15 protein-coding genes are annotated in these 22,392 nt (G+C 70.0%); 9 read left to right on the top strand and 6 right to left on the bottom strand.

Annotated features, from left to right (window positions below; translation table 11 throughout):
- Window positions 1–113: 113 nt before the first annotated feature.
- Complete coding sequence (locus PSEJ35_RS15010; protein WP_037081950.1) at window positions 114–923, bottom strand: alpha/beta fold hydrolase; 810 nt, start codon at window positions 921–923, stop codon at window positions 114–116.
- Window positions 907–2,022 carry a DUF3182 family protein gene (locus PSEJ35_RS15005; protein ID WP_051412418.1) on the bottom strand — a complete coding sequence of 372 codons (1,116 nt, stop codon included), beginning with the start codon at window positions 2,020–2,022 and terminating at the stop codon, window positions 907–909. Before PSEJ35_RS15005 ends, PSEJ35_RS15010 begins: the two co-directional genes overlap by 17 nt.
- A 141-nt stretch (window positions 2,023–2,163) precedes the next feature.
- On the opposite strand from PSEJ35_RS15005, the gene PSEJ35_RS0100680 reads away from it, so the two are divergent.
- Window positions 2,164–3,030 (top strand): SDR family oxidoreductase, encoded by an 867-nt coding sequence (locus tag PSEJ35_RS0100680; RefSeq protein WP_028916099.1) that lies wholly within the window; start codon window positions 2,164–2,166, stop codon window positions 3,028–3,030.
- 30 nt (window positions 3,031–3,060) lie between these two features.
- On the opposite strand, the gene PSEJ35_RS0100675 is transcribed toward PSEJ35_RS0100680, so the two are convergent.
- The 3 genes from PSEJ35_RS0100675 to PSEJ35_RS0100665 form a co-directional block, all read right to left on the bottom strand.
- Window positions 3,061–4,674 carry an alpha-glucosidase family protein gene (locus tag PSEJ35_RS0100675; protein WP_028916098.1) on the bottom strand — a complete coding sequence of 538 codons (1,614 nt, stop codon included), beginning with the start codon at window positions 4,672–4,674 and terminating at the stop codon, window positions 3,061–3,063.
- A gap of 129 nt (window positions 4,675–4,803) precedes the next feature.
- Window positions 4,804–7,551 carry a TonB-dependent receptor gene (locus PSEJ35_RS0100670; protein WP_028916097.1) on the bottom strand — a complete coding sequence of 916 codons (2,748 nt, stop codon included), beginning with the start codon at window positions 7,549–7,551 and terminating at the stop codon, window positions 4,804–4,806.
- 383 nt (window positions 7,552–7,934) lie between these two features.
- On the bottom strand, window positions 7,935–9,974 hold the full coding sequence (locus PSEJ35_RS0100665; RefSeq protein ID WP_037081947.1) for a glycoside hydrolase family 97 protein: 2,040 nt from the start codon (window positions 9,972–9,974) through the stop codon (window positions 7,935–7,937).
- Between the two features lie 280 nt (window positions 9,975–10,254).
- On the opposite strand from PSEJ35_RS0100665, the gene PSEJ35_RS0100660 reads away from it, so the two are divergent.
- On the top strand, window positions 10,255–11,751 hold the full coding sequence (locus PSEJ35_RS0100660) for an MFS transporter (RefSeq protein ID WP_028916095.1): 1,497 nt from the start codon (window positions 10,255–10,257) through the stop codon (window positions 11,749–11,751).
- Window positions 11,748–13,412, top strand: coding sequence for an alpha-amylase family glycosyl hydrolase (locus PSEJ35_RS0100655; protein ID WP_028916094.1), 1,665 nt, complete (start codon window positions 11,748–11,750; stop codon window positions 13,410–13,412). The genes PSEJ35_RS0100660 and PSEJ35_RS0100655 overlap by 4 nt, the downstream gene beginning before the upstream one ends.
- Window positions 13,413–13,436: 24 nt before the next feature.
- Here the strand turns inward: PSEJ35_RS0100655 and PSEJ35_RS0100650 are convergent, their stop codons facing one another.
- Entirely contained in the window at window positions 13,437–14,468 is a 1,032-nt protein-coding gene (locus PSEJ35_RS0100650; RefSeq protein WP_028916093.1) for a LacI family DNA-binding transcriptional regulator, read from the bottom strand.
- A gap of 377 nt (window positions 14,469–14,845) precedes the next feature.
- Between PSEJ35_RS0100650 and thrS the strand changes: the two genes are divergently transcribed.
- The 6 genes from thrS to pheT all read left to right on the top strand — a co-directional run bounded on the left by thrS (window position 14,846) and on the right by pheT (window position 22,379).
- Window positions 14,846–16,750, top strand: coding sequence for a threonine--tRNA ligase (thrS, locus tag PSEJ35_RS0100645; protein WP_028916092.1), 1,905 nt, complete (start codon window positions 14,846–14,848; stop codon window positions 16,748–16,750).
- A 61-nt stretch (window positions 16,751–16,811) separates the two neighbouring features.
- Complete coding sequence (gene infC, locus PSEJ35_RS0100640; protein ID WP_081720891.1) at window positions 16,812–17,333, top strand: translation initiation factor IF-3; 522 nt, start codon at window positions 16,812–16,814, stop codon at window positions 17,331–17,333.
- Between the two features lie 810 nt (window positions 17,334–18,143).
- On the top strand, window positions 18,144–18,341 hold the full coding sequence (gene rpmI, locus PSEJ35_RS0100635; protein ID WP_028916091.1) for a 50S ribosomal protein L35: 198 nt from the start codon (window positions 18,144–18,146) through the stop codon (window positions 18,339–18,341).
- Window positions 18,342–18,354: 13 nt separating this feature from the next.
- Entirely contained in the window at window positions 18,355–18,714 is a 360-nt protein-coding gene (gene rplT, locus PSEJ35_RS0100630) for a 50S ribosomal protein L20 (RefSeq protein ID WP_024868244.1), read from the top strand.
- 118 nt (window positions 18,715–18,832) lie between these two features.
- On the top strand, window positions 18,833–19,843 hold the full coding sequence (gene pheS / locus PSEJ35_RS0100625) for a phenylalanine--tRNA ligase subunit alpha (protein ID WP_028916090.1): 1,011 nt from the start codon (window positions 18,833–18,835) through the stop codon (window positions 19,841–19,843).
- A gap of 130 nt (window positions 19,844–19,973) precedes the next feature.
- Window positions 19,974–22,379, top strand: a complete 2,406-nt coding sequence (gene pheT / locus PSEJ35_RS0100620) for a phenylalanine--tRNA ligase subunit beta (protein WP_028916089.1) — start codon at window positions 19,974–19,976, stop codon at window positions 22,377–22,379.
- The last annotated feature ends 13 nt before the right edge of the window (window positions 22,380–22,392 follow it).

Below are 22,392 nucleotides of genomic sequence, written 5' to 3'. Positions count from 1 at the left end.
GACGGCGTCGGCAACGCGAATGTAGGCCATGCGCGGCCGTCCGCCAAGGGGAAAATGCGGAGAAAACGCAGCAAACGCGCTCCGGGACGCCGCGCGTCGCACCGGCCGGCCGGCTAGCCCCTGCCGCCGGACTCGCCGGACTGGCGCATCCGCTTGCGTTCGGCGACCCGTTCGCTGGCCTCCCGCTCGCGTGCACCGGTGACCATTTCCCGCAGCCAGCCGACCAGGACGCCGGTGTATTCCTTCTGCTGCGGCTTGCCGGAGAACGCGTGGTCGGCGCCGGCGATGCGGCGCCGGGTGAGCGAGGACGCGGCGGAAAACGCGTTGGCGTAGTTCTCGATCACCGCATGCGGCACGACCGGGTCGTGCTCGGCTTCCACCAGCAGCACGTCGCCCTGGAAGGCGCGCGCGGCACGCAGCGCCCGGTTCTCCTCCCACGCCACCTTGCGGCGGCGGAACGCGGCCAGGTCCGGGTCGTCGTGCAGGCGCCGCTTCGGCAGTTCCCAGCCTTCGTCCTTGTAGAGCGCCGGCGAACGCAGGGCCAGCCAGCGCACCGGGCGCAGCTCGGTCAGCAGTGCGGCGAGGTAGCCGCCGTAGCTGATCCCGACCACGGCCATCGAACCGGGATCGACGCCGGGCTGCGCGGCGAACCAGTCGTAGGCCGACAGCAGGTCCTGCAGGTTCTGCGGTCGGCTGACGGTTTCCCATTGCGAGGCGGTGCGCTCGTGGCCGCGCAGGTCGAAGGTCAGGCAGACCGCGCCGATGCCGGCGACCTGGCGGGCGCGGCCGAGGTCGTGTTCCTGGCTGCCGCCCCAGCCGTGCACGAACAGCACGCCGGGGAAGGCCAGCGCCGGGTACAGCACGGTGCCGCCGACGCGGTCGCCGTTGGTGCCGATCTCTACCGGATCAAGCCGGATCTGCATGCAACCTCCTCGCGACCAGGGCGTATTTCAGCGCCGGCCCGCTCGCGGCGGCCGGGTCGCTGAAGTGCACCTCGGCGCCGGCGGGCAAGTGTTCGGCTGGATCGTGGGATTCGTGGCAGGACACCTCCACCACCAGCGGCGGGTCGGCGCCGAGGAAGGCCGCCAGCGCCACCATCTCCGCCGGCGAGGCGCCGCCGACGCGCCAGGACTGTTCCAGCACGCCGCAGCGCCAGCGCCCGCCGCCGTCGTGGCCGCAGACCACGTCGTAGTTGCGGCGCGAGGCGAAGAAGCCGGGCCAGGTCGCCGCCACCGCGGCGTCGTAGCGGCGCGCCTGCCGCAGTGCCGCGTGCGCCTCGGGAGCCAGCGGCAGTTTCTCCAGCGCTTCCAGCCCGCCTTCGACCACGCTGAGCGCGGAGCCGCCGTAGACCTCGTCGCCCTCGCGGTCGCGCACGTGATGCTGGGTGCCCAGGTAGGCCAGGCGCAGGCCGCCGATGCGGACCTCGCCCACGCTGCAGGTGGTGGCGTCGCCCAGGTCCAGTTCCAGCACCACGCCGTCGTGGCGAACCCGCTCCGGGTCCAGCTCGGCCACGGTCATGCGCAGCGCCGTCGCGTCGGCGACCCGGTACTGGCCGTGGCCGCCCCGTGCTGCCGCCTCCTTCAGGCGGATGCCGCCAGCGCTGAGCAGGCGCAAGCCGGCCGGATTGATGTCGGCCGGTTCGAACACGCTGAAGCCGGGCAGCACTGCGTCGCCGAGCCGCGTGGCCAGGCCGTGGTCCCAGCCGTGCGGGGCCGGGGCGCCGGCGCTGGGCAGCGGGTGGGTGATGACCTTGCTGGCGACGAAGCCGTGCGGCACGACGCCGCCGAACAGGTCGCCTTCGCCGGCGATGCCCAGCGCCATGGCCTGCGCCGTGGTCAGGGTGTCGTCGGGGACGAAGAACGCGTCGGGCGGTGCCTCGCCATGGCGGTACTCGCCGCCGTACTCCCAGTCGAACAGCGTGGCCAGCCGGCGCGCGATCCAGGCTTGCGTGGTCGCTTCGTGCGCGCAGCGCCCGTTGCGCGTGCCCAGGGTGAATACGGTGCGTCGCGTGCGGCTGGGCATGGCGGCGGCTTCCCGCGTGGTGAACGCGCACGCTGCCGCGCCGGCGGTGAAACCATCGCGAAGGCGGCGGCCTCCGCGCACACGGTACGCCGACGCCGCCATTCCTAGGCTTGGCGCGTTACCCGTGCGAAGGAGACCGGCATGCCCGGCAAGAAGAAGATCAACCCGCCGCAGCGCCAGAAGCGCCAGCCGGGCGTCCAGTCGAAGATGGACCCCGAGCCGCTGGTGATTCGCGACAGCTACCTCGGCAGCGGCAAGCTGCAGGGCCGCGTCGCCCTGGTCACCGGCGGCGACAGCGGCATCGGCCAGGCGGTCGCCGTGCACTTCGCGCGGGAAGGCGCGCGGGTCGCCATCGCCTACCTGTCGCCGCGCGAGGCCGGCGATGCCGACCGCACCGTGCGCATGGTCGAGGAAGCCGGCGGCGAATGCCTGGCCGTACGCGTGGACCTGCGCACGCCGGCGCGCTGCCGTGCGCTGGTGGAGCGGGTGGTGAAGCACTTCGGCCGGCTCGACGTGCTGGTCAACAACCACGCCCGCCAGTACCCGGTGGCGAAGGCCACGGAGCTGACCCCGGAACGGGTGCGCGACACCTTCGCCAACAACCTGTTCTCGTTCTTCTACCTGGTCGACGCGGCGCTGCCGCACCTGCGCCGCGGCGCCAGCATCATCAACACCGGTTCGATCACCGGCGTGCGCGGCCACGCCACCTTGCTGGACTACGCCTCGACCAAGGGCGCGATCCACGCCATGACCTTCTCGCTGGCGCAGTCGCTGGCCGAGCGCGGGATCCGGGTCAACGCGGTGGCGCCGGGGCCGATCTGGACGCCGCTGATCCCGGCCTCGTTCAAGCCCAAGGAGGTCGCCGAGTTCGGTTCGGACACGCTGATGCAGCGGCCGGGCCAGCCGGCGGAGGTGGCCCCGGCCTACGTCTACCTGGCCAGCGACGACGGCAGCTTCGTCACCGGCCAGGTGCTGCACGTCAATGGTGGCAGCCGCACCGGGACGTGACCGGCGTGGCTGGAAGGCGCAAGGTCGGCGTCAGCCCGCCTGCGCGTGCAGGTAGCCCCACGGCGGCAGGATCGCCTGCGACTCGCCGACCGCCGCCAGCGGCGCGCCGTGGCCATGCAGCGCCGTCCAGCTGCCGGCCGGCAGCTGCAGCGTCGCCGGCCGGTCGGAGAGGTTGAACGCGGCCAGCAGGCGCTGGCCCTCGCCCTCGCGCACGAAGGCCAGCACCGGCTCGGGCGTGTCGAGGAAGGCGATCGAGCCGCGTACCAGCGCCGGCTGCGCCTTGCGCCAGCGCATGAAGGCACGGAACGCGTTGAGCACCGAGTCCGGGTCGGCTTCCTGCGCCGCCACCGCCAGCGTGCGGTGCGCGTCCGGCACCGGCAGCCACGGCGTGCCGCTGCTGAAGCCGGCGTCGGCCGAGGAGGTCCACGGCATCGGCGTGCGGCAGCCGTCGCGGCCCTTGAAGTTCGGCCAGAAGGTGATGCCGTAGGGGTCGCGCAGCGATTCGTAGGGGACGTCCGCTTCGGGCAGGCCCAGCTCCTCGCCCTGGTAGATGCAGACCGAACCGCGCAGCGAGCAGACCATCGCCACCAGCATCTTGGCCAGCGCTGGGGAGGGCGAGTCGCCGCCCCAGCGCGTCACCGCACGGCGCACGTCGTGGTTGGACACCGCCCAGCACGGCCAGCCTTCGGTCATCGCCGCTTCCAGGCGTTCGACCGTGCCGCGGATGTAGGCCGCGCTGAAGTCGTCCACCAGCAGCTCGAAGCTGTAGCCCATGTGCAGGCGGTTGCCGGAGGTGTACTCGGCGGTCGTGGCCAGCGAGTCCTCCGCGGAGATCTCGCCCAGGCTAACCGCGCCGGGGTACTCGTCCAGCAGCCCGCGCACCTTCTCCAGGAAGGGCAGGTTCTCCGGGCGGGTGTTGTTGTACCAGTGGTACTGGAAGGCGTAGGGGTTGTCGACGCTGAAGCCGCGGCCGACGCGCTGCGCCACCGGCTTGGGCGGGTTGTCGCGCAACTGCGCGTCGTGGAAGCAGAAGTTGATCGAGTCCAGGCGGAAGCCGTCCACGCCGCGGTCCAGCCAGAAGCGCACGTAGTCCAGCGTGGCCTGCTGCACTTCCGGGTTGTGGAAGTTCAGGTCCGGCTGCGATGCCAGGAAGTTGTGCAAGTAGTACTGCGCGCGGCGCGGCTCCCAGCGCCAGGCCACGCCGCCGAAGATCGACATCCAGTTGTTGGGCGGGGTGCCGTCTTCCCTGGCGTCGGCCCACACGTACCAGTCGGCCTTGGGGTTGGTGCGGTCCTGGCGGCTCTCGCGGAACCACTCGTGCTGGTCGGAGGTGTGGCTGAAGACCTGGTCGATCATCACCTTCAGGCCCAGCGAATGCGCCTTGGCCAGCAGGCGGTCGAAGTCGTCCAGCGTGCCGAACAGAGGATCGACCGCGCGCTGGTCGGCGATGTCGTAGCCGAAGTCGGCCATCGGCGACTTGAAGAAGGGCGAGATCCAGATCGCGTCCACGCCCAGCGAGGCCACGTAGTCGAGCCGCTCGACGATGCCGGGCAGGTCGCCCACCCCGTCGCCGTCGGTGTCGAGGAAGCTGCGCGGGTAGATCTGGTAGATGACGGCGCCGCGCCACCACGGGGACTGGTTCATCGGGTTCCGTTCCGGTCGGCGGGAACCGCCGTCCCGGCGGCTCCCCTGGTCGGTCGTGGAGAAAGACCGCCGCGCCGCGGGGGCGGCGCGACGGAACCCGCCGCGCAGGGCGCGGCGGGGGGAGGGACGTCAGAAGCGGTAGTTCACCCCGAACAGGATCGTGCGGCCCCATTCGATGTACTCCAGCGGGCGGTCCTTGCTGCCGGCGTAGGTGCGGTAGGCCTCGTTGGTGAGGTTGCTGCCCTGCAGGAGCAGGGTCATCCCCGCCAGGCTGCCGCTGCTGAAGGTGTAGCTGACCTGCGCGTCGGTGATGTTCTCGCCGACCACGTAGCGCAGCGTGCGGTTGCCGTTGAAGTTGCCGATCTCGCCGATGAAGTCCGAACGGCGGCGCTGGTTGACGCGCGCCTCGAAGCCGTTGCGCTCGTAGTACAGGGTCCAGTTGTACACGCGGTCGGACAGGCCCGGCAGGGTGATCGGGTCGCTGCCGACGCTCGAGGCGCTGTCCGGATCCAGGATCTCGATGTCGCTGTCGAAGAAGCTGGCGCTGGCGACGATGCCGAAGCCGGCCAGCGTGTCGCTGAACAGGTCCAGCGGCAGCGAAGCGGTCAGCTCCAGGCCCTGCAGCGAACCGCCCCTGCCGTTGAACGGCGCGGTGAAGTTGCCGGTGTTCTGCACGACGGTGCCGGGCGGCAGGGTGCCGGCGTTGGCCTCCATCCACGCGGCGACCTGCGGGGTGAAGTCGTAGTCGTCGCGGGTCTGGGTGTAGATGTAGCTGCGCAGGTCCTTGTAGAAGTAGGCCGCCGCCACGTAGGCCTTGGTGCCGAAGTACTTCTCGTAGGAAATGTCGAACGCGTTGGCGCGCCACGGATCCAGCTCCGGGTTGCCGCCGCTGGCGCCGGGCTTGAGGTTGGCGGTGTCCACGCCGAACTCCATCGACGAGCGCAGCTGGTCGACGCGCGGGCGCGCGACCTGGCGGGCCAGGGCCACGCGCAGCATCTGCTCGTGGTCGAAGGAGAACGCCAGGTTCAGGCTGGGCAGCACGTCGGTGTAGGTCTTGCCCTTCTCGATCGGGATCACCTGGCTGCCGGCTGGCTGCGAGCCGTCCCAGTAGTTGGACGAGGACGACTGGTCGACGTGCTGGACCTGGAAGCCGATGTTGCCGGTGACCGGCAAGCCGCCCCATTCGGTGTCGAGGTTGGCGCGGGCGTAGCCGGTGGTGATCTTCTCGTTGACCGTCCACGCCTTGGAGATCAGGTAGTCGAGGTCGTCGACCGGCTCGAAGCTCATGTAGCGGGCGACCGCCGCCGGCACGTTCCAGGACGGGATGTAGCCGATGCCGGCGAAGCCGAGCTTGACCAGGCCGTACTGCAGGTCCTGGCCGATCGCTACCGGGCCCTGCGCGCCGAGGTTGATGTTGCCCTCCGGCTGGACCTTGTCCTTCTCGCGGTCGGCGTAGTTCAGGCCGACGTCGACGTCGGCGAACCAGCCGCCGGCGGGGATGCTGGCCGACAGGCGGAAGGTCTTCAGCTCGTCGTCCACGCTCGGCACCTTGCCGTAGCCGGAGCCGTAGATGGTGTTGTTGAGGAACAGCGCGGCCGGGTTGGAATAGTCCAGGCCCGGGACCAGCCGCGAGAAGCCGTTGCTGCGGAAGTCGATGGCGACCGAATCCAGCTGCGGCATCGGGTACAGCTGGGTGTTGTTCTCCAGGTTCAGCTCTTCACGGGTGGACTTGGACCAGCCGATGTCGGCCACGACCTCGACGCTGCCGGCGTTGAACTCGTTGGTCCAGCCGAACGCCTTGATCCGGTCGTCGCGCTTGTTGTACATGCCGCGGACCAGCGGGTAGACGTTGTGCGCCACGCCGCCGGTGAAGCTGCCGTTGCCGTTGACGGTCACGCCGGTCAGCTCCAGGCCCGGATCGAAGCCGCCATTGTAGCCGCCGAGGTGGACCTCGAACTGGTTGGCGGTGTCCTCCTGCTCGGCGCGGGTGTAGAACAGGTCCAGGGTGCTGGTCCAGGCATTGGACGGGCGGAACTGCAGGGTCGCCATCACGCCGTCGCGGTCGGTGTAGCCGGTGCGGCGCAGCGCCTTGGCGCCGTCCGAATACCAGGTGCCGGCGGGCACGCCCGGGCGCCAGCCGTCGCCCAGCTGCTGCCAGGGCTCGTACAGGCCGACCTGGTTCTCCTGGATCGGGGTATTGGAATGCGAGTAGCCCAGCGCGATGCCGAAGGTGTCGTCGGCGAACTTGCCGATCCAGGTCGCGTTGAGGCGGTGGCCGTCGGCATCGGCGTTGGCCGCCGAACCCAGCGAGTTGCGCTGGTAGCGGCCGCCGACCATCACCGCGCTGCCGTCATGGGCCAGCGGACGGATGGTGCGCATGTCGACCGTGCCCGACAGGCCCTGGCCGACCAGGCCGGCGTCGGGGGTCTTGTACACGGTGACGCCATTGACCAGCTCGGACGGGTACTGGTCGAACTCGACGCTGCGGTTGTCGCCGGTGCTGACCATCTCGCGGCCATTGAGCAGCGTGGTCGAAAAGTCGGGCGACAGGCCGCGCACGCTGATCACCTGGGCGCGGCCGGCGACGCGCTGTGCGGCCAGGCCGGGCAGGCGCGCGATCGATTCGGCGATGCTCACGTCCGGCAGCTTGCCGATGTCCTCGGCGGAGATCGCCTCGACGATCGAGCTGGAATCGCGCTTGGTGGAGATGGCGCCCTCGATGCCGCGGCGGATGCCGGTGACGACCACCGTGTCCAGCTGGGTGGTTTCGTCCTGGGCGGCAGTGGCGGTGGCGGCCTGCGCGTGCGCGCCTTGGGCGGTAAGCAGGATCGCGGACGCAAGCGCCGCGCTCAGCAGGTTGCGCTGAAGGTTCAACATTTTCCCCTCCCAGGTAATGTCGGATTCGGTTGTGGTGTGCCGGGTCGCCGCGTGTATCGGTTGCGCGGATGGCGGCGTGACGGTGCGTGGCTATGGTAGGCATGCGTTGCCGCGCGGGAAGATGGCTGCATACGTATTCATTGCCCTTCGCGCATGCCGCACGCCCTGAATGCGCGCCTGTAGAGCGGGGCTTGCCACACTGCACCTGTGGTGGCGTTGCGCTGCCAGGCGTGGGAGTCGGGCAAGCCCGACTCTACGGGGCGTGGCGATGCCTCGTGCGTTGGTGATCGGTTCCTGTAGAGCGGGGCTTGCCCCGCTGCCCCTGTGGTGCGCGGTAAAGCGGGGCAAGCCCCGCTCTACAGCAGAGGCGGCGAGGGTGGCGGTCAGTCCAGCGGCACGAAGCGCACCGCTTGGCCACCGCCCGCGGCCAGCTTCAGCGTGTAGCGGTCGCTGCTGCGCACCTCGCGCGTCTCGCGCACGAACTCGAACGGCGCGGTCTTCCAGTGCGCGCGGTCGCCGTCGCGGTAGATCTCGGCGCGGTAGCGGCGGCCCGGATCCAGGAACGACAGCGAGATCTCGACCGTGCGCGCCTCCTCGTCGGTGACGCTGCCGAGGAACCACTCGTCGCCGCCTCGCACCTTGCGGGCGAAGGTGACATGGTCGCCCACCTCGCCGGCGAGCACGCGGCTTTCTTCCCAGTCCACCGCCACGTCCTTGATGAACTGGAACGCTTCCGGATGCTCGGCGTAGTGCTCGGGCAGGTCGGCGACCATCTGGATCGGGCTGTAGATCACCACGTACAGCGCCAGCTGCTTGGCCAGGGTGCTTTCGATCTGCTGCCCGCCGCGCCCTCGGAGGCTGACGATGCCCGGGGTGAAGTCCATCGGCCCGGCCAGCATGCGGGTGAACACCAGGTTGGCCTCGTGTTCCGGCGGGTTGGGCGGCTGGCCCCAGGCGTTGAACTCCATGCCGCGCGCGCCCTCGCGCGAGACCCAGTTCGGCCAGGTGCGGTGCAGGCCGGTGCCCTTGATCGGTTCGTGCGAGTTGATCGCGATGCGGCGCGTGGCCGCCGCTTCCAGCACGCGCACGTGGTGGTTGCTCATCCACTGGCCTTCGTGCCATTCGCGCACCACCGGGCCGCCGGCCTTGTCCTGGCGCTGGATGTCGCCGGCGTCACAGACGTAGCCGGTCTTGACCACGTCCACGCCGTTGCGCGCGTACAGGTCCAGCGCGGCCGGCAGCTGGCGCTCGTAGTGGCTGACCGCGCAGGCGGTTTCGTGATGGCCGATCAGGTGCACGCCGCGTGCGGCGCCGTAGGCGGCCAGGCCTTCCAGGTCGAAATCGGCAGTGGGGCGGGTGAAGTCGAAGTTCCAGCCGTTGGCGAACCAGTCGCCGTCCCAGCCGGGATTCCAGCCTTCCACCAGTACGCCGCGGAAGCCGTTGGCGGCGGCGAAATCGATGTAGCGCTTCGTGTTGGCGGTGGTGGCGCCGTGGCGCGGGCCGGTGCCCCAGGTTTCCACGTCCAGGTGCAGCGACCACCACACCCCGACGTACTTGGCCGGCTTGAACCAGGACACGTCGCCGATCCGGTTGGGCTCGTTGAGGTTGAGCATCAGGCTCGATTCGGCCAGGTCGCCGGCGCGTTCGCCGACCAGGATCGTGCGCCACGGCGTAGTGAACGGCGCCATCCGGACCACGGCCGGGGAGTGGTCGTTGCCGGGGGTCAGGGCCGCGCGCAGCACGCCGTCGCCGCCCCTGGCCAGGTTCATGCCGGCGTAGTCGATCAGCGCGGCCTCGTGGATCGAGATGTGCAGTCCGTCGTCGCTGCGCAGGGTGATCGGGGTCTGCGCGATGCCGACCTCGGACAGCGGGGTGCGCGCGTACAGGTATTCCTCGCGGTTCCATTCGAACGCCGGGATCCACCAGGCGGTGGCCGGGCGGGCGACCGCGAACTCGGTCAGCTCCTGGCGGATGCGGACCTCGTCCATCGCCGGCTGGCGCGGGAACTCGTAGCGGAAGCCGACGCCGTCGTCGTAGACGCGGAACACCACGTCGAAGCGGCGGCCCTGGTCGCGGCCCCCGTGCGGCTTCTCGGCGAAGCTGGCGCGCAGCTCGTTGTAGTGGTTGCGCACCAGGCGGCGTTCGCCCCACGGCTGTTCCCAGGTCCCGTCGAAGCTGCGGCTGGACTGGCCGACCAGTTCCAGGTTGCGTTCGAGGCGGCCGTCGCCAAGCAGGAAGCCCAGCCGCGAAGGTGCGATCACCGGGCGGCTGCCGCGGTCGACGCGGTAGGCGAGGCGGCCTTCGTGCTGCGATTCCAGGGTCACCGACAGGGTGCCGCCGGGCGAGGCGACGCGCGCCAGCGTTTCCGCCTGGGCCGGCAGGCTGGCGGCGAAGAGCAGGATGAACAGGCCGCGCAGGCCCATGCGTCCAGCGGCGCTGCGCGGGAAAACGCCGGGTGCGGCCGGCGCGCAAGGAAGCGTGCGGACGTCGCCGCCGCAGGTTGGATCGTGCATGTCCCCTCCCGGGATCCGCTGTACGTGGTAGCGCCGCGCAGGCGTGGCCTTTCCACTATTCCCGCAGACGGCCGCGCGTTTCCAGCCTCCGGGCAATGAATACGTATGCACCGGCTGTGCGCCGCGCGCACCGCGCCCCTACCATGGCCCCACATCGCATCCCGTGATTCCCGGAGGGGGGAACCGCCTGATGGAACGCAAACCGCGTCTGTCGTTCTGGCAGATATGGAACATGTGCTTCGGCTTCCTGGGCATCCAGTTCGGATTCGCCCTGCAGAACGCCAATGCCAGCCGCATTTTCCAGACCCTGGGCGCGGACATGGACCAGGTGCCGGGGTTGTGGATCGCCGCGCCGCTGACCGGCCTGCTGGTGCAGCCGGTGGTGGGCTACCTGTCCGACCGCACCTGGACCCGCCTGGGCCGGCGCCGGCCGTACTTCCTCGCCGGCGCGCTGCTGGCGACGCTGGCGCTGTTCGTGATGCCCAACTCGCCTGCGCTGTGGATCGCCGCCGGCACGCTGTGGATCCTCGACGCCTCGATCAACGTGGCGATGGAACCGTTCCGCGCCTTCGTCGGCGACCAGCTGCCCACCTCGCAACGCGCCAGCGGCTATGCCATGCAGAGTTTCTTCATCGGCGTCGGCGCGGTGGTGGCGAGCATGCTGCCGTGGCTGCTGGCCAAGGCCGGCGTGGCCAATACCGCCGGGCCCGGCGAGGTACCCGGGACGGTGCGCTACGCCTTCTACCTCGGCGGGGCGGTGCTGTTCGCGGCGATCGGCTGGACCGTGCTGCGCAGCCGCGAGTACCCGCCGGAAGTGCTGGCCTCGTTCGAGGAGCCCGGTGACGCCGCCGCGCATGCCGCGGCCCCCGCAGCGAAGGCCTCCGTGGGCCCGGCGCTGGCCTGGCTGGCTGCAGGCCTCGCCTTCGCCGCTGTCGTGGCCGCGCACGGCTGGGACCGGATGCTCTACGTGCTGGCCGGCATGCTCGCCGCCTACGGCGTGCTGGTGCTGGTCTCGCGCCTGCTGCGGCCGGGCGGCATGCTGCCGGCCATCGTCGCCGACCTGCACGCCATGCCCGGCGCGATGCGGCGCCTGGCCGTGGTCCAGTTCTTCTCCTGGTTCGCGCTGTTCGCGATGTGGATCTACACCACCGCGGCCGTGGCCGGGACCCACTTCGGCAGCAACGATCCGACGTCGGCCGTCTACAACGAGGGCGCCAACTGGGTCGGCGTGCTGTTCGCCGCCTACAACGGCTTCGCCGCGCTGGCCGCCATCGCCATCCCGTGGATGGTGCGCGCGCTCGGCCTGCGCGCCACCCACCTGGTCAACCTGCTGCTGGGTGCGGCCGGCCTGCTTTCCTTCCTGGCCGTGCGCGACCCGCAATGGCTGCTGCTGTCGATGGTCGGGGTCGGTTTCGCCTGGGCGTCGATCCTTTCCCTGCCGTACGCGATGCTCTCCGACAGCGTGCCGGCCGCCAAGATGGGCATCTACATGGGCATCTTCAATTTCTTCATCGTGATCCCGCAGCTGGTCGCGGCCAGCCTGCTCGGCTTCCTGCTGAAGTCGCTGTTCGGCAACCAGCCGCTGTGGGCGCTGGCCATCGGCGGCGCCAGCCTGCTGCTGGCGGGCCTGTGCACGCTGGCGGTGCCGCGCGCCGTGGAAGTGCGTGCGGTGGAGGCGGGGGCATGAGCCGCCGTCGCATCCTCGCGCTGTGCGCCCTGCTCGGTCTGGCTGGCAGCGCGCTTGCCGACGACTACTACGGCACGTTGGAGCCGTTCGCCAGCGAGTCGATCTACTTCGTGATGACCGACCGCTTCGCCAACGGAGATCCGGCCAACGACCACCGCGACCAGAGCGTGGACCCGGCGCGGCCGGAGCTGCGCACCTTCGACATCCCGCTGAAGGAGGCCTGCGACGGCGAGGTCGGCAATGTCGGCTACCTCGGCGGCGACTTCCGCGGCCTGCTCGAGAACGCCGGCTACATCCGCGACCTGGGCTTCACCGCGGTGTGGATCACCCCGATCGTGGACAACCCGGACCAGGCCTTCACCGGCGGCGACGAGATCAGCTGCGACGGCTTCCTCACCGACCGCGGCAAGACCGGCTTCCACGGCTACTGGGGCGTCAATTTCTACCGGCTGGACGAGCACCTGCCGAGCACGGACCTGGACTTCGCCGGGCTGACCGCCGGCCTGCGCGCGCAGGGGCTGAAGACGGTGCTGGACATCGTCGGCAACCACGGCTCGCCGGCGTGGACCATGCCGGTGGCGCAGCCGCAGTACGGCCAGCTGTTCGACGCGAACGGGAAGCTGGTGGCCGACCACCAGAACCTGCCGCCGGAAGAGCTCGACCCGACGGGTAATCCGCTGCACGCGTTCTACAACACCAGGCCCGACCTGGCGCAGCTGTCCGACCTGGACGCCAGCAATCCGGCGGTGATGGACTACCTGGTCGGCGCCTACCTGCAGTGGATCGGGCAGGGCGTGGACGCGCTGCGCATCGATACCATCCGTCACCAGCCGCTGGCGTTCTGGAAGGAGTTCGCCGAACGCATCCGCGCCAAGCACCCGGGCATGTACATGTTCGGCGAGGCCTTCGATTACGACGCGGCGAAGATCGCCCAGTTCACCCTGCCGGAGAACGGCTCGATCAGCGTGCTCGACTTCCCGATGCGCCAGGCCATGGAGGACGTGTTCGGTCGCAAGGGTGCCGGCTTCGAGCGCCTGGAAGAGGCGCTGCACCTCGATGGCGGCCCGTACGCGAACGTCTACGACTTGGCCACGTTCTACGACAACCACGACATGCGCCGCCTCGACGCCGACGATGCCGGCTTCATCGACGCGCACAACTGGCTGTTCACCGCGCGCGGGATCCCGGTCGTCTACTACGGCTCGGAGACCGGGTTCATGCGCGGCCAGGCCGAGCACGGAGGCAACCGTGCCTACTTCGGCCAGGAGCGGATCGCCGCCGCGCCGGCCAGCCCGATCCACGCCAACCTCAAGCGCATCGCCAGCCTGCGCCGCGAGTCGCCGGCGCTGCAGCGCGGGCTGCAGGTGCCGGTTCGCCTGCGCGGCGACCAGGCGGTGTTCTACCGCGTCTACCAGCACGACGGGCAGGCGCAGACCGCGCTGGTCCTGCTCAACAAGGGCGGCCGCGCGCAGGCGATCAGCGTGCGCGAGTACCTGCAGCCGGGGCGCTGGCGCGACGGCTTCAGCGGCGAAACGCTCGAGGTCGGGCGGGAGCTGCGCGCCGAGGTGCCGGCGCACGGGGTGCGGGTGTTCTTCCTCGACGAACCGGTGACCCGGGCCGACCTCAAGGCGCGGCTGGCCGCGCTGATGGCCGGGCGGTAAACCGGCCGGGAGGCGGCGCCGGCCTCAGCCCGCGCCGCTGGAGCCGCGCAGCACCACCTTCACCGGCAGGGTGCGGCTTTCCACCCGCTCGCCCTGGATCAGCCGGATCAGGCTGTCGACCAGCACCTCGCCGGCCTGCTTGGTGTCCTGCTGCACGGTGGACAGGCCCGGCTGGACGAAGCTGGCCATGGCGATGTCGTCGAAGCCGGCCACCGCCACGTCCTCCGGGATCCGCGCGCCGTGCTCGCGCAGGGCCTTCATCGCCCCCAGCGCGATCAGGTCGCTGGCCGCGAACAGGGCGTCGAACTGCGCCCCCGCGTCGAGCAGCGCCCGCGCGGCGGCATGGCCGGCCTGCTCGGTGGTGATGGCGTCGGCCTGCAGCGCCGGGTCCGGCTCCAGCCCGGCCGCGCGCAGCGCCCCGGCATAGCCGCGGTAGCGCTCGAAGAACTCCGGGTAGTGGTTCGAGGCATGGCCGAGGAAGGCGATCCGGCGGCGGCCCCGGGCCAGCAGGTGGGCGGTGATGTCGTGGCCGCCCTGGAAGTTGTCGCAGCCGATCGACACGCCCGGCTCGCCGGGCAGGGCCGCCCCCCAGCGCACGAAGTGGGTGCCCTGGGCCACCAGCTGTTGCAGCTTCGACTCCGATTCCAGGTAGTCACCGTAGCCGAGCAGGATCAGGCCGTCGGCCTTGTGGCTGTCCTCGAAGTCGGCGTGCCAGTTGGTCGACAGCTGCTGGAAGGAGACCAGCAGGTCGTAGCCGCGCAGGGCGCAGGCCCGGGTGATCGAGCCGAGCATCGAGTGGAAGAACGGGTTGATCAGCGAGTCGTCCGGGGTCGGGTCCTCGAAGAACAGCAGGGCCAGGGTGCCGGACTGCTGGCAGCGCAGGTTGGAGGCGTTCTTGTCGACCTTGTAGTTGAGCTGCCGGGCGATGGCCAGGATCCGCTCGCGGGTCTCCGGGTTGACCGAGGGGCTGCCGCGCAGGGCGCGCGACACCGTCGGCTGGGAGACCCCCGCCAGGTGCGCGATGTCCAGCGATGTGGCCTTGCCCTTGATGCTCATGCGCCCGGCCCCCCCTCCGGACCGGATCCCGTGGTGCAGGTGGCATGATGCCACCGCCGGCGCCGGGTTTGCGCCGTCCCGGGGGCGGGGTAGAATCGGCGCCATCGCGGCCGGCAGGGTGCCGGCGCGGCAGTCACAAGGTGGCCCGCGGAAACGCCGGCCGAGCGTGCGACATGAGCACTACCACCGCCCACCGCTGAACGCCGCCGAGGCCCCGGACTTCCAGCTGGCGCCCTCGAGGCGCTTTTTTGTTGGCCGCGATGCGGCCAACGGGATTCGGGATTGGAGATCCGGGGTCGGCCAGGCCGTCCCGCCCGCCCGGCTCCCGCCACTCGAATCCCCAATCCCCAATCCCGAATCCCGAATCCCGGCTCCAGATGATCACGATCACCCTTCCCGACGGCAGCCGCCGCGAGTTCGAAGCCCCCGTCACCGTCATGCAGGTCGCCCAGTCCATCGGCGCCGGCCTGGCCAAGGCCACCGTGGCCGGCGAGGTCGATGGCCGCCTGGTCGACGCCTCCGACGTCATCGACCACGACGCCACCCTGCGCATCATCACCCCCAAGGACGAGGAGGGCGTGGAGATCATCCGCCACTCCTGCGCGCACCTGGTCGGACACGCGGTCAAGCAGCTGTACCCGGACGTGAAGATGGTCATCGGCCCGGTGATCGCCGAGGGCTTCTACTACGACATCTATTCCGAGCGCCCGTTCACCCCCGAGGACCTGGCCGCGATCGAGCAGCGCATGCGCGAGCTGATCGCCCAGGACTACGACGTGGTCAAGAAGATGACCCCGCGCGAGGAGGTCATCAAGGTCTTCAAGGAGCGCGGAGAGGACTACAAGCTGCGCCTGATCGAGGACATGGGCCCGGAGGTCACGGCGATGGGCCTGTACTACCACCAGGAATACGTGGACATGTGCCGCGGCCCGCACGTGCCCAACACCCGGTTCCTCAAGGCGTTCAAGCTGCTGCGCATCTCCGGCGCCTACTGGCGCGGCGACGCCAGGAACGAGCAGCTGCAGCGCATCTACGGCACCGCCTGGGCCGACGAGAAGCAGTTGAAGGCCTACATCCAGCGCATCGAGGAAGCCGAGAAGCGCGACCACCGCCGCATCGGCAAGCAGCAGAACCTGTTCCACCTGCAGGAAGAGGCCCCGGGCCTGGTGTTCTGGCACCCGAAGGGCTGGTCGGTGTGGCAGGTCGTGGAGCAGTACATGCGCCGGATCTACCGCAGCACCGGCTACGGCGAGGTGCGCTGCCCGCAGATCCTGGACGTGAGCCTGTGGAAGCAGTCCGGCCACTGGGACAACTACAAGGACAACATGTTCTTCACCGAGTCCGAGAAGCGGACCTACGCGGTGAAGCCGATGAACTGCCCCGGCCACGTGCAGATCTTCAAGCAGGGCCTGCACAGCTACCGCGACCTGCCGATCCGCTACGGCGAGTTCGGCTCCTGCCACCGCAACGAGCCCTCCGGCGCGCTGCACGGCATCCTGCGCGTGCGCGGCTTCACCCAGGACGACGGCCACATCTTCTGCACCGAGGACCAGGTCGAGTCGGAGGTCCGCGCCTTCCACGAGCAGGCGCTGAAGGTCTACGCCGACTTCGGCTTCGAGGACATCCAGATCAAGATCGCGCTGCGCCCGGATTCGCGCCTGGGCGACGATGCCACCTGGGACAAGGCCGAGGACGCGCTGCGTTCGGCCCTGCGCGCCTCCGGCGTGGAGTGGCAGGAGCTGCCGGGCGAGGGCGCCTTCTACGGCCCGAAGATCGAGTACCACCTCAAGGACGCGATCGGCCGTACCTGGCAGCTGGGCACCATGCAGGTCGACTTCATGATGCCGGGCCGCCTGGGTGCCGAGTACGTGGACGAGAACAGCCAGCGCCGGCACCCGGTCATGCTGCACCGGGCCATCGTCGGCTCCATGGAGCGGTTCATCGGCATCCTGATCGAGCACCACGCCGGCTCCTTCCCGGCCTGGCTGGCCCCGGTCCAGGCGGTGGTCATGAACATCACCGACGCCCAGGCTGAATACGCGGACGAGGTCCGGAAAACCCTTGCAAATCAAGGGTTCAGGGTCGAGGCCGATTTGCGCAACGAGAAGATCGGCTTTAAGATCCGCGAGCACACGCTGCAGCGGGTGCCGTACCTGCTGGTGGTCGGGGACCGCGAGAAGGAGAACGGCGCCGTGGCGGTGCGTACGCGTTCCGGGGAAGATTTGGGCACAATGTCGGTGTCCGCCTTCGCCGAGACGCTGCGTTCGCAGCAGTTGGCGTAAGACACAGAGGCGCCGCCGGCCCGGCCGGCGCGCCGTCCAGACCACCCCCGGAGACTGAACAATCAGCACCCCCGAGAAGCTAAACCGAAAGAACCACGAGATCCGCGTCCCGCGCGTGCGCGTGATCGGATCCGATGGCGAGATGATCGGCGTCCTGTCGCGCGACGAAGCCCTGCGCATGGCCGAGGACGAAGGCCTCGACCTGGTCGAGATCCAGCCGAATGCGGACCCGCCGGTCTGCAAGATCATGGATTTCGGCAAGTTCCGCTTCGAGCAGCAGAAGCGGGCCAACGAGGCCAAGAAGAAGTCCAAGCAGGTCGAGATCAAGGAACTCAAGTTCCGCCCGGTCACCGACGAGGGCGACTACCAGATCAAGCTGCGCAACATGCGCCGCTTCCTGGAAGAGGGCGACAAGGTCAAGGTCAACATCCGCTTCCGTGGCCGCGAGATGAGCCACCAGGAGCTCGGCCGGCAGATGGCGGCGCGGATCGAGGCCGACCTGGGCGAGGACATCGTGATCGAGTCGCGTCCGCGCCTTGAAGGCCGGCAGATGGTCATGATGATCGCGCCGAAGAAGAAGTAACGGCACCCGCTGCGGAGACCCGGCCTCGTGCCGGGTCGCGAGCGAAGGGCGTCCCTCGGGGGCGCCCTTTGCTTTTGAGGCCGGGGGCTCTTGGCGGGGCCAGCCAAAGCCGAAAGCCAAAGGCCAAAGGCCAAAGGCCAAAGGCCAAAGCGGGAAGGCGTGGTCGGCTTCGGACGGAGCCGCGGCAGTGCGGGGGGGGGTATGGCATCGCGCCCTCCGCCATCCATGGCTCCGAAGCGCGAACGCAGGCCATCCATGGCCTGCTTGCGCCATACCCCCGCACTACCGCGTCTTCGGGCGCTTTCAGGTCGTGGCTTCGTTCTTTGCTCCCCTCTCCCTCCGGGAGAGGGGCTATCGACCGCGTAGCCCGGATAAGCGAAGCGCATCCGGGGCAGGGGCGGGTGCGCCGTGATCGGGTGGTGGTGGCGGGCGGACATTCCCGGATGCGGCCTGCGGCCTTATCCGGGCTACGACTGCTTGCCGCGACCCAATTGGAACGAAGCCGCGGCCTGGAGCCACCAGGGTGCGGCGGCCCCGTCCGGAGCCCGCGCTCCTGCTTCTGGGTGCGCGGGTTTCAGGTCGCCGCCCGATGCGGGTGTCCCGGCCCCCCCGGAACCCCATGATTTGCATGGGAATCCACCGGCTGCCATAATGCGCGGCTCCGGTTCGCCGGAGGGGCTGGCAACAGCCACAGGACCTGCCGAGATTCTCCAGTGGAATCAAAGGCTTACAGACCGGTATGGGCAAGGATGGAAAGCGTGGGGAAACCCGCCGCCCGCACCAGTGACAGATCCCATCAAGGACATAGCAATGCCCAAGATCAAGACCAACCGGGCGGCGGCCAAGCGTTTCCGCAAGACCGCCTCCGGCAAGTTCAAGGCCGGCCACGCCAACCGTAGCCACATCCTCACCAAGAAGGCGACCAAGCGGAAGCGCAACCTGCGGCAGACGAACCACGTTCGTGCCGAGGACGCGGGCCGTCTGGACCGCATGCTGCCGTATCTCTGAGGAGGACTGACCAATGGCACGAGTCAAGCGTGGCGTCCAGGCGCGCCGCCGTCACAAGAAGGTCCTCAACCTCGCCAAGGGCTACTACAACGCCCGCCGCAAGGTCTTCCGCGTCGCCAAGCAGGCGGTCATCAAGGCGCAGCAGTACGCCTACATCGGCCGCAAGCAGAAGAAGCGCAACTTCCGCTCGCTGTGGATTACCCGCATCAACGCGGCTGCCCGCAGCAACGGCCTGAGCTACAGCCGCTTCATGAACGGCCTGCTGAAGGCCGGCATCACCCTCGACCGCAAGGTGCTGGCGGACATCGCCGTGCACGACGCGGCCGGGTTTACGGCGCTGGCGGAGAAGGCGAAGAGCGCCCTGGCGGCATAAGTGCGAGTCCCTCGCAGGCGCCCGCGCATCCGTGCGCGGGCCCCTGTCCGAGGACACGACTGAGCATGGGGAAGGGCGCGAGTCCTTCCCCATTTGTTTTTCCGGAAGGCGAAACTCCATGAGCGAAATCGAATCCCTGTTGGCGCAGGCGCTGGCCGACATCGCCGCGGCGCAGACCCCCGAGGCGGTGGAAGCGCTGCGTGTCGGCCTGCTCGGCAAGCAGGGCAGCATCACCGCGCAGCTCAAGCAGCTGGGCGCGCTGCCGCCGGAGCAGCGCAAGGCCGCCGGCGAGGCGATCAACCGCGCCCGCGACGCGGTGGGCCAGGCCCTCGCCGCGCGCAAGGCGGTACTGGAGGAGGCCGCGCTGGACGCGCGCCTGGCCGGCGAGGCGGTCGACGTGACCCTGCCGGGCCGTGGCGCCGCGCGCGGCGGCATCCACCCGGTTTCGCGCACCCTGGAACGCATCGCCGAGATCTTCGGCCGCCTCGGCTACGAGCTGGCCGACGGCCCGGAGATCGAGGACGACTGGCACAACTTCGAGGCGCTGAACTTCCCGCCGCACCACCCGGCGCGCGCCATGCACGACACCTTCTACTTCCCGCCGGACGCCAGCGGCGTGGCGCGCCTGCTGCGCACCCACACCTCCGGCGTGCAGGTGCGCTACATGGATGATCACGCGCCGCCGCTGCGCATGATCGCCGCCGGCAAGGTCTACCGCTCGGACTCCGACCAGACCCATTCGCCGATGTTCCACCAGGTCGAAGGCCTGCTGGTCGACGAGCATTCCACCTTCGCCGACCTCAAGGGCACGCTCAGCGAGTTCGTGCGCGCCTTCTTCGAGCGCGACTTCGAGATGCGCTTCCGCCCCAGCTACTTCCCGTTCGTGGAGCCGGGCGCCGAGGTCGACATCGCCTGGCAGCAGCCCGACGGCAGCGTGCGCTGGCTGGAGGTCCTCGGCTGCGGCATGGTCCACCCGAACGTGCTGCGCAACTGCGGCATCGACCCGGAGCGCTACACCGGCTTCGCCTTCGGCCTGGGCGTGGAGCGCTTCGCCATGCTGCGCTACGGGGTCAACGACCTGCGCGCGTTCTTCGAGAACGATGTGCGGTTCCTCAGGCAGTTCGCTTGAGGAACCTGATTGGTGATTGGTAATTGGTGATTCGAGAATCGTGCGGGCGAGTCGCCCGTGCCTGACCAGTACCAGCACCATTCCACGGCTACCGCATTTCCAATCACGAATCACCAATCACGGCCCCCCGATGAAATTCTCCGAGAACTGGCTGCGCAGCCACGTGCCCACCTCCGCCAGCCGCGACGACCTGGCCGCGACGCTGACCGCGATCGGCCTGGAAGTCGAGGACGTCACCGCGCTGGGCGACGGCCTGGCCGGCGTGGTGGTGGCGCGCATCGTGGAAGCGGTGAAGCATCCCGAGGCCGACCGACTGCAGGTGTGCAAGGTCGACATCGGGCGGGGCGAACCCCTGCAGATCGTGTGCGGTGCGCCGAACGCGCGCGCCGGCCTGGTCGCACCGCTGGCCACCGTGGGTTCGAACATCGGCGGCATCGCGATCAAAGCGGCCAAGCTGCGCGGCGTCGAGTCCAACGGCATGCTCTGCTCGGCCAGGGAACTGGGCCTGGACGCCGACGCTTCCGGCCTGCTGGAGCTGCCGGACGACGCGCCGGTCGGCACGCCGCTGGTCGAGTACCTGGGCCTGCCGGACGCCAGCATCGAGATCAAGCTGACCCCGAACCGCGCCGACTGCTTCAGCGTGCGCGGCATCGCCTACGACGTGGCCGCCGCGCTGGCCAGCGAGGTGCTGCCGCTGGACGTGGCCGAGGTGCCGGCCGCGACCGCGCGCGCGCTGGAGGTGAAGTTGCAGGCCGGCGCCGACGCGCCGCGCTTCGTCGGCCGCGTGGTCGAGGGCGTGGATCCGACGGCAAAGACCCCGGTGTGGATGGCCGAGCGCCTGCGCCGCGCCGGCGTGCGCCCGGTGTCGCTGCTGGTCGACATCACCCAGTACGTAATGCTGGAACTGGGCCAGCCGATGCACGCCTACGACCTGGACAAGCTGGACGGCGCGATCGGCGTGCGCCATTCGCGCGCCGGCGAGACGCTGCCCCTGCTCAACGGCCAGGAAGCGAAACTGGACGACGGTGCTTTTCTGGTGATCTGCGACGGGCAGGGCGGCGACCGCGCCATCGGCCTGGCCGGCATCATGGGGGGCGAGTCCACCAAGGTCGGCGACGCCACCCGGAATGTCTTCCTCGAGGCCGCGCATTTCGCCCCGGCCGCGATCATGGGCCGCAGTCGCCGCCTGGGCCTGCACACCGACGCCAGCCACCGCTTCGAGCGTGGTGTCGACCCGGAGCTGCCGCGCGTGGCCATCGAGTACGCCACCCGCCTGGTGATGCAGCTGGCCGGCGGCACGCCGGGCCCGGTCACCGAGGCGGTGCTGCCGGAGCACCTGCCGCAGCCGGCGACGATCCTGCTGCGGCGCGCGCGCATCGCTCGCGTGCTGGGCGTCGCGATCGCCGACGCCGAGGTCGAGCGCATCCTGCGTGCGCTGGGCATGGAGGTCGTCGCCACTGCCGACGGCTGGCAGGTCACCGCGCCGAGCCGTCGCTTCGACATCGCCATCGAGGAAGACCTGATCGAGGAGCTGGCGCGCATCCACGGCTACGACCGCATCCCGGCCACCGTCCCCGGCGGCCCGGCGCGCATCGCCGCGCCCAGCGAGTCGCGCGTGGCCGAGTCCGACCTGCGCCGGCAGATGGTTGCCCGCGACTACCTGGAGGCGGTGAGCTTCGCCTTCGTCGAGGCCGCGCTGCTGGAGAAGTGGCACAGCAGCGCCGGTACCGTGCCGCTGGCCAACCCGCTCAGCGCCGAGCTGGCGGTGATGCGCCCGCGCCTGCTGCCGGGCCTGGTCGACGCGCTGGCGCGCAATGCCGCGCGCCAGGCCGGCCGCGTGCGCCTGTTCGAGCTTGGCCGCGTGTTCGCCGCGCCCGCCGCGGGCGAGACGGCGCCGCTGGAGACCCGCCGCATCGCCGCCGTCGCCTGTGGCGATGCCGCCGCCGAGCAGTGGGGCCTGGCCGCGCGCAAGGTCGATTTCCACGACCTGAAGGGCGACCTGGAATCGCTGGCCGCCGTCGCCGGCGCGAAGCTGGAGTTCCGCCCGTCGGCCGAGCCGTTCGGCCACCCGGGCCGCAGCGCCGACGTGTTCCGCACCGACCTGGAAGGCGGCGAGGTCCGCCTGGGCTGGATCGGCCAGCTGCACCCGCGCCTGGCCAGGGCGCTGGACCTGGACGTGGAGGTGGTCGGCTTCGAGCTGGACCTGGAGCCGCTGCAGCCGCGCGCCCTGCCGCGCGCCGAAGCGCTGTCGCGCTTCCCGGCCGTGCGTCGCGACCTGGCCTTCGTGGTCGCCGAGCAGGTGGCCTGGTCGGCGCTGGCCGCCAGCGTGCGCGAGGCCGCCGGGCCGGTCCTGCGCGACCTGCTGCTGTTCGACCGCTACCAGGGCCCCGGGGTTGAATCCGGATGCAAGAGTCTGGCTATGGGCTTGATTTTGCAGGACAACACGCGCACTCTGACCGACCAGGACGCGGATGCGGTCGTGGAGCGGGTAGTGGCCGGCCTTGGCCGCGACCACGGCGCCCGGATCCGCGGCTGATACAGGGGACAGG

It is taken from the genome of Pseudoxanthomonas sp. J35 (genome assembly GCF_000513995.1).
Taxonomy (GTDB): domain Bacteria; phylum Pseudomonadota; class Gammaproteobacteria; order Xanthomonadales; family Xanthomonadaceae; genus Pseudoxanthomonas.
Note: the sequence above shows the minus strand (reverse complement) of the source record. Positions and strands in the feature narration are given on the sequence as shown.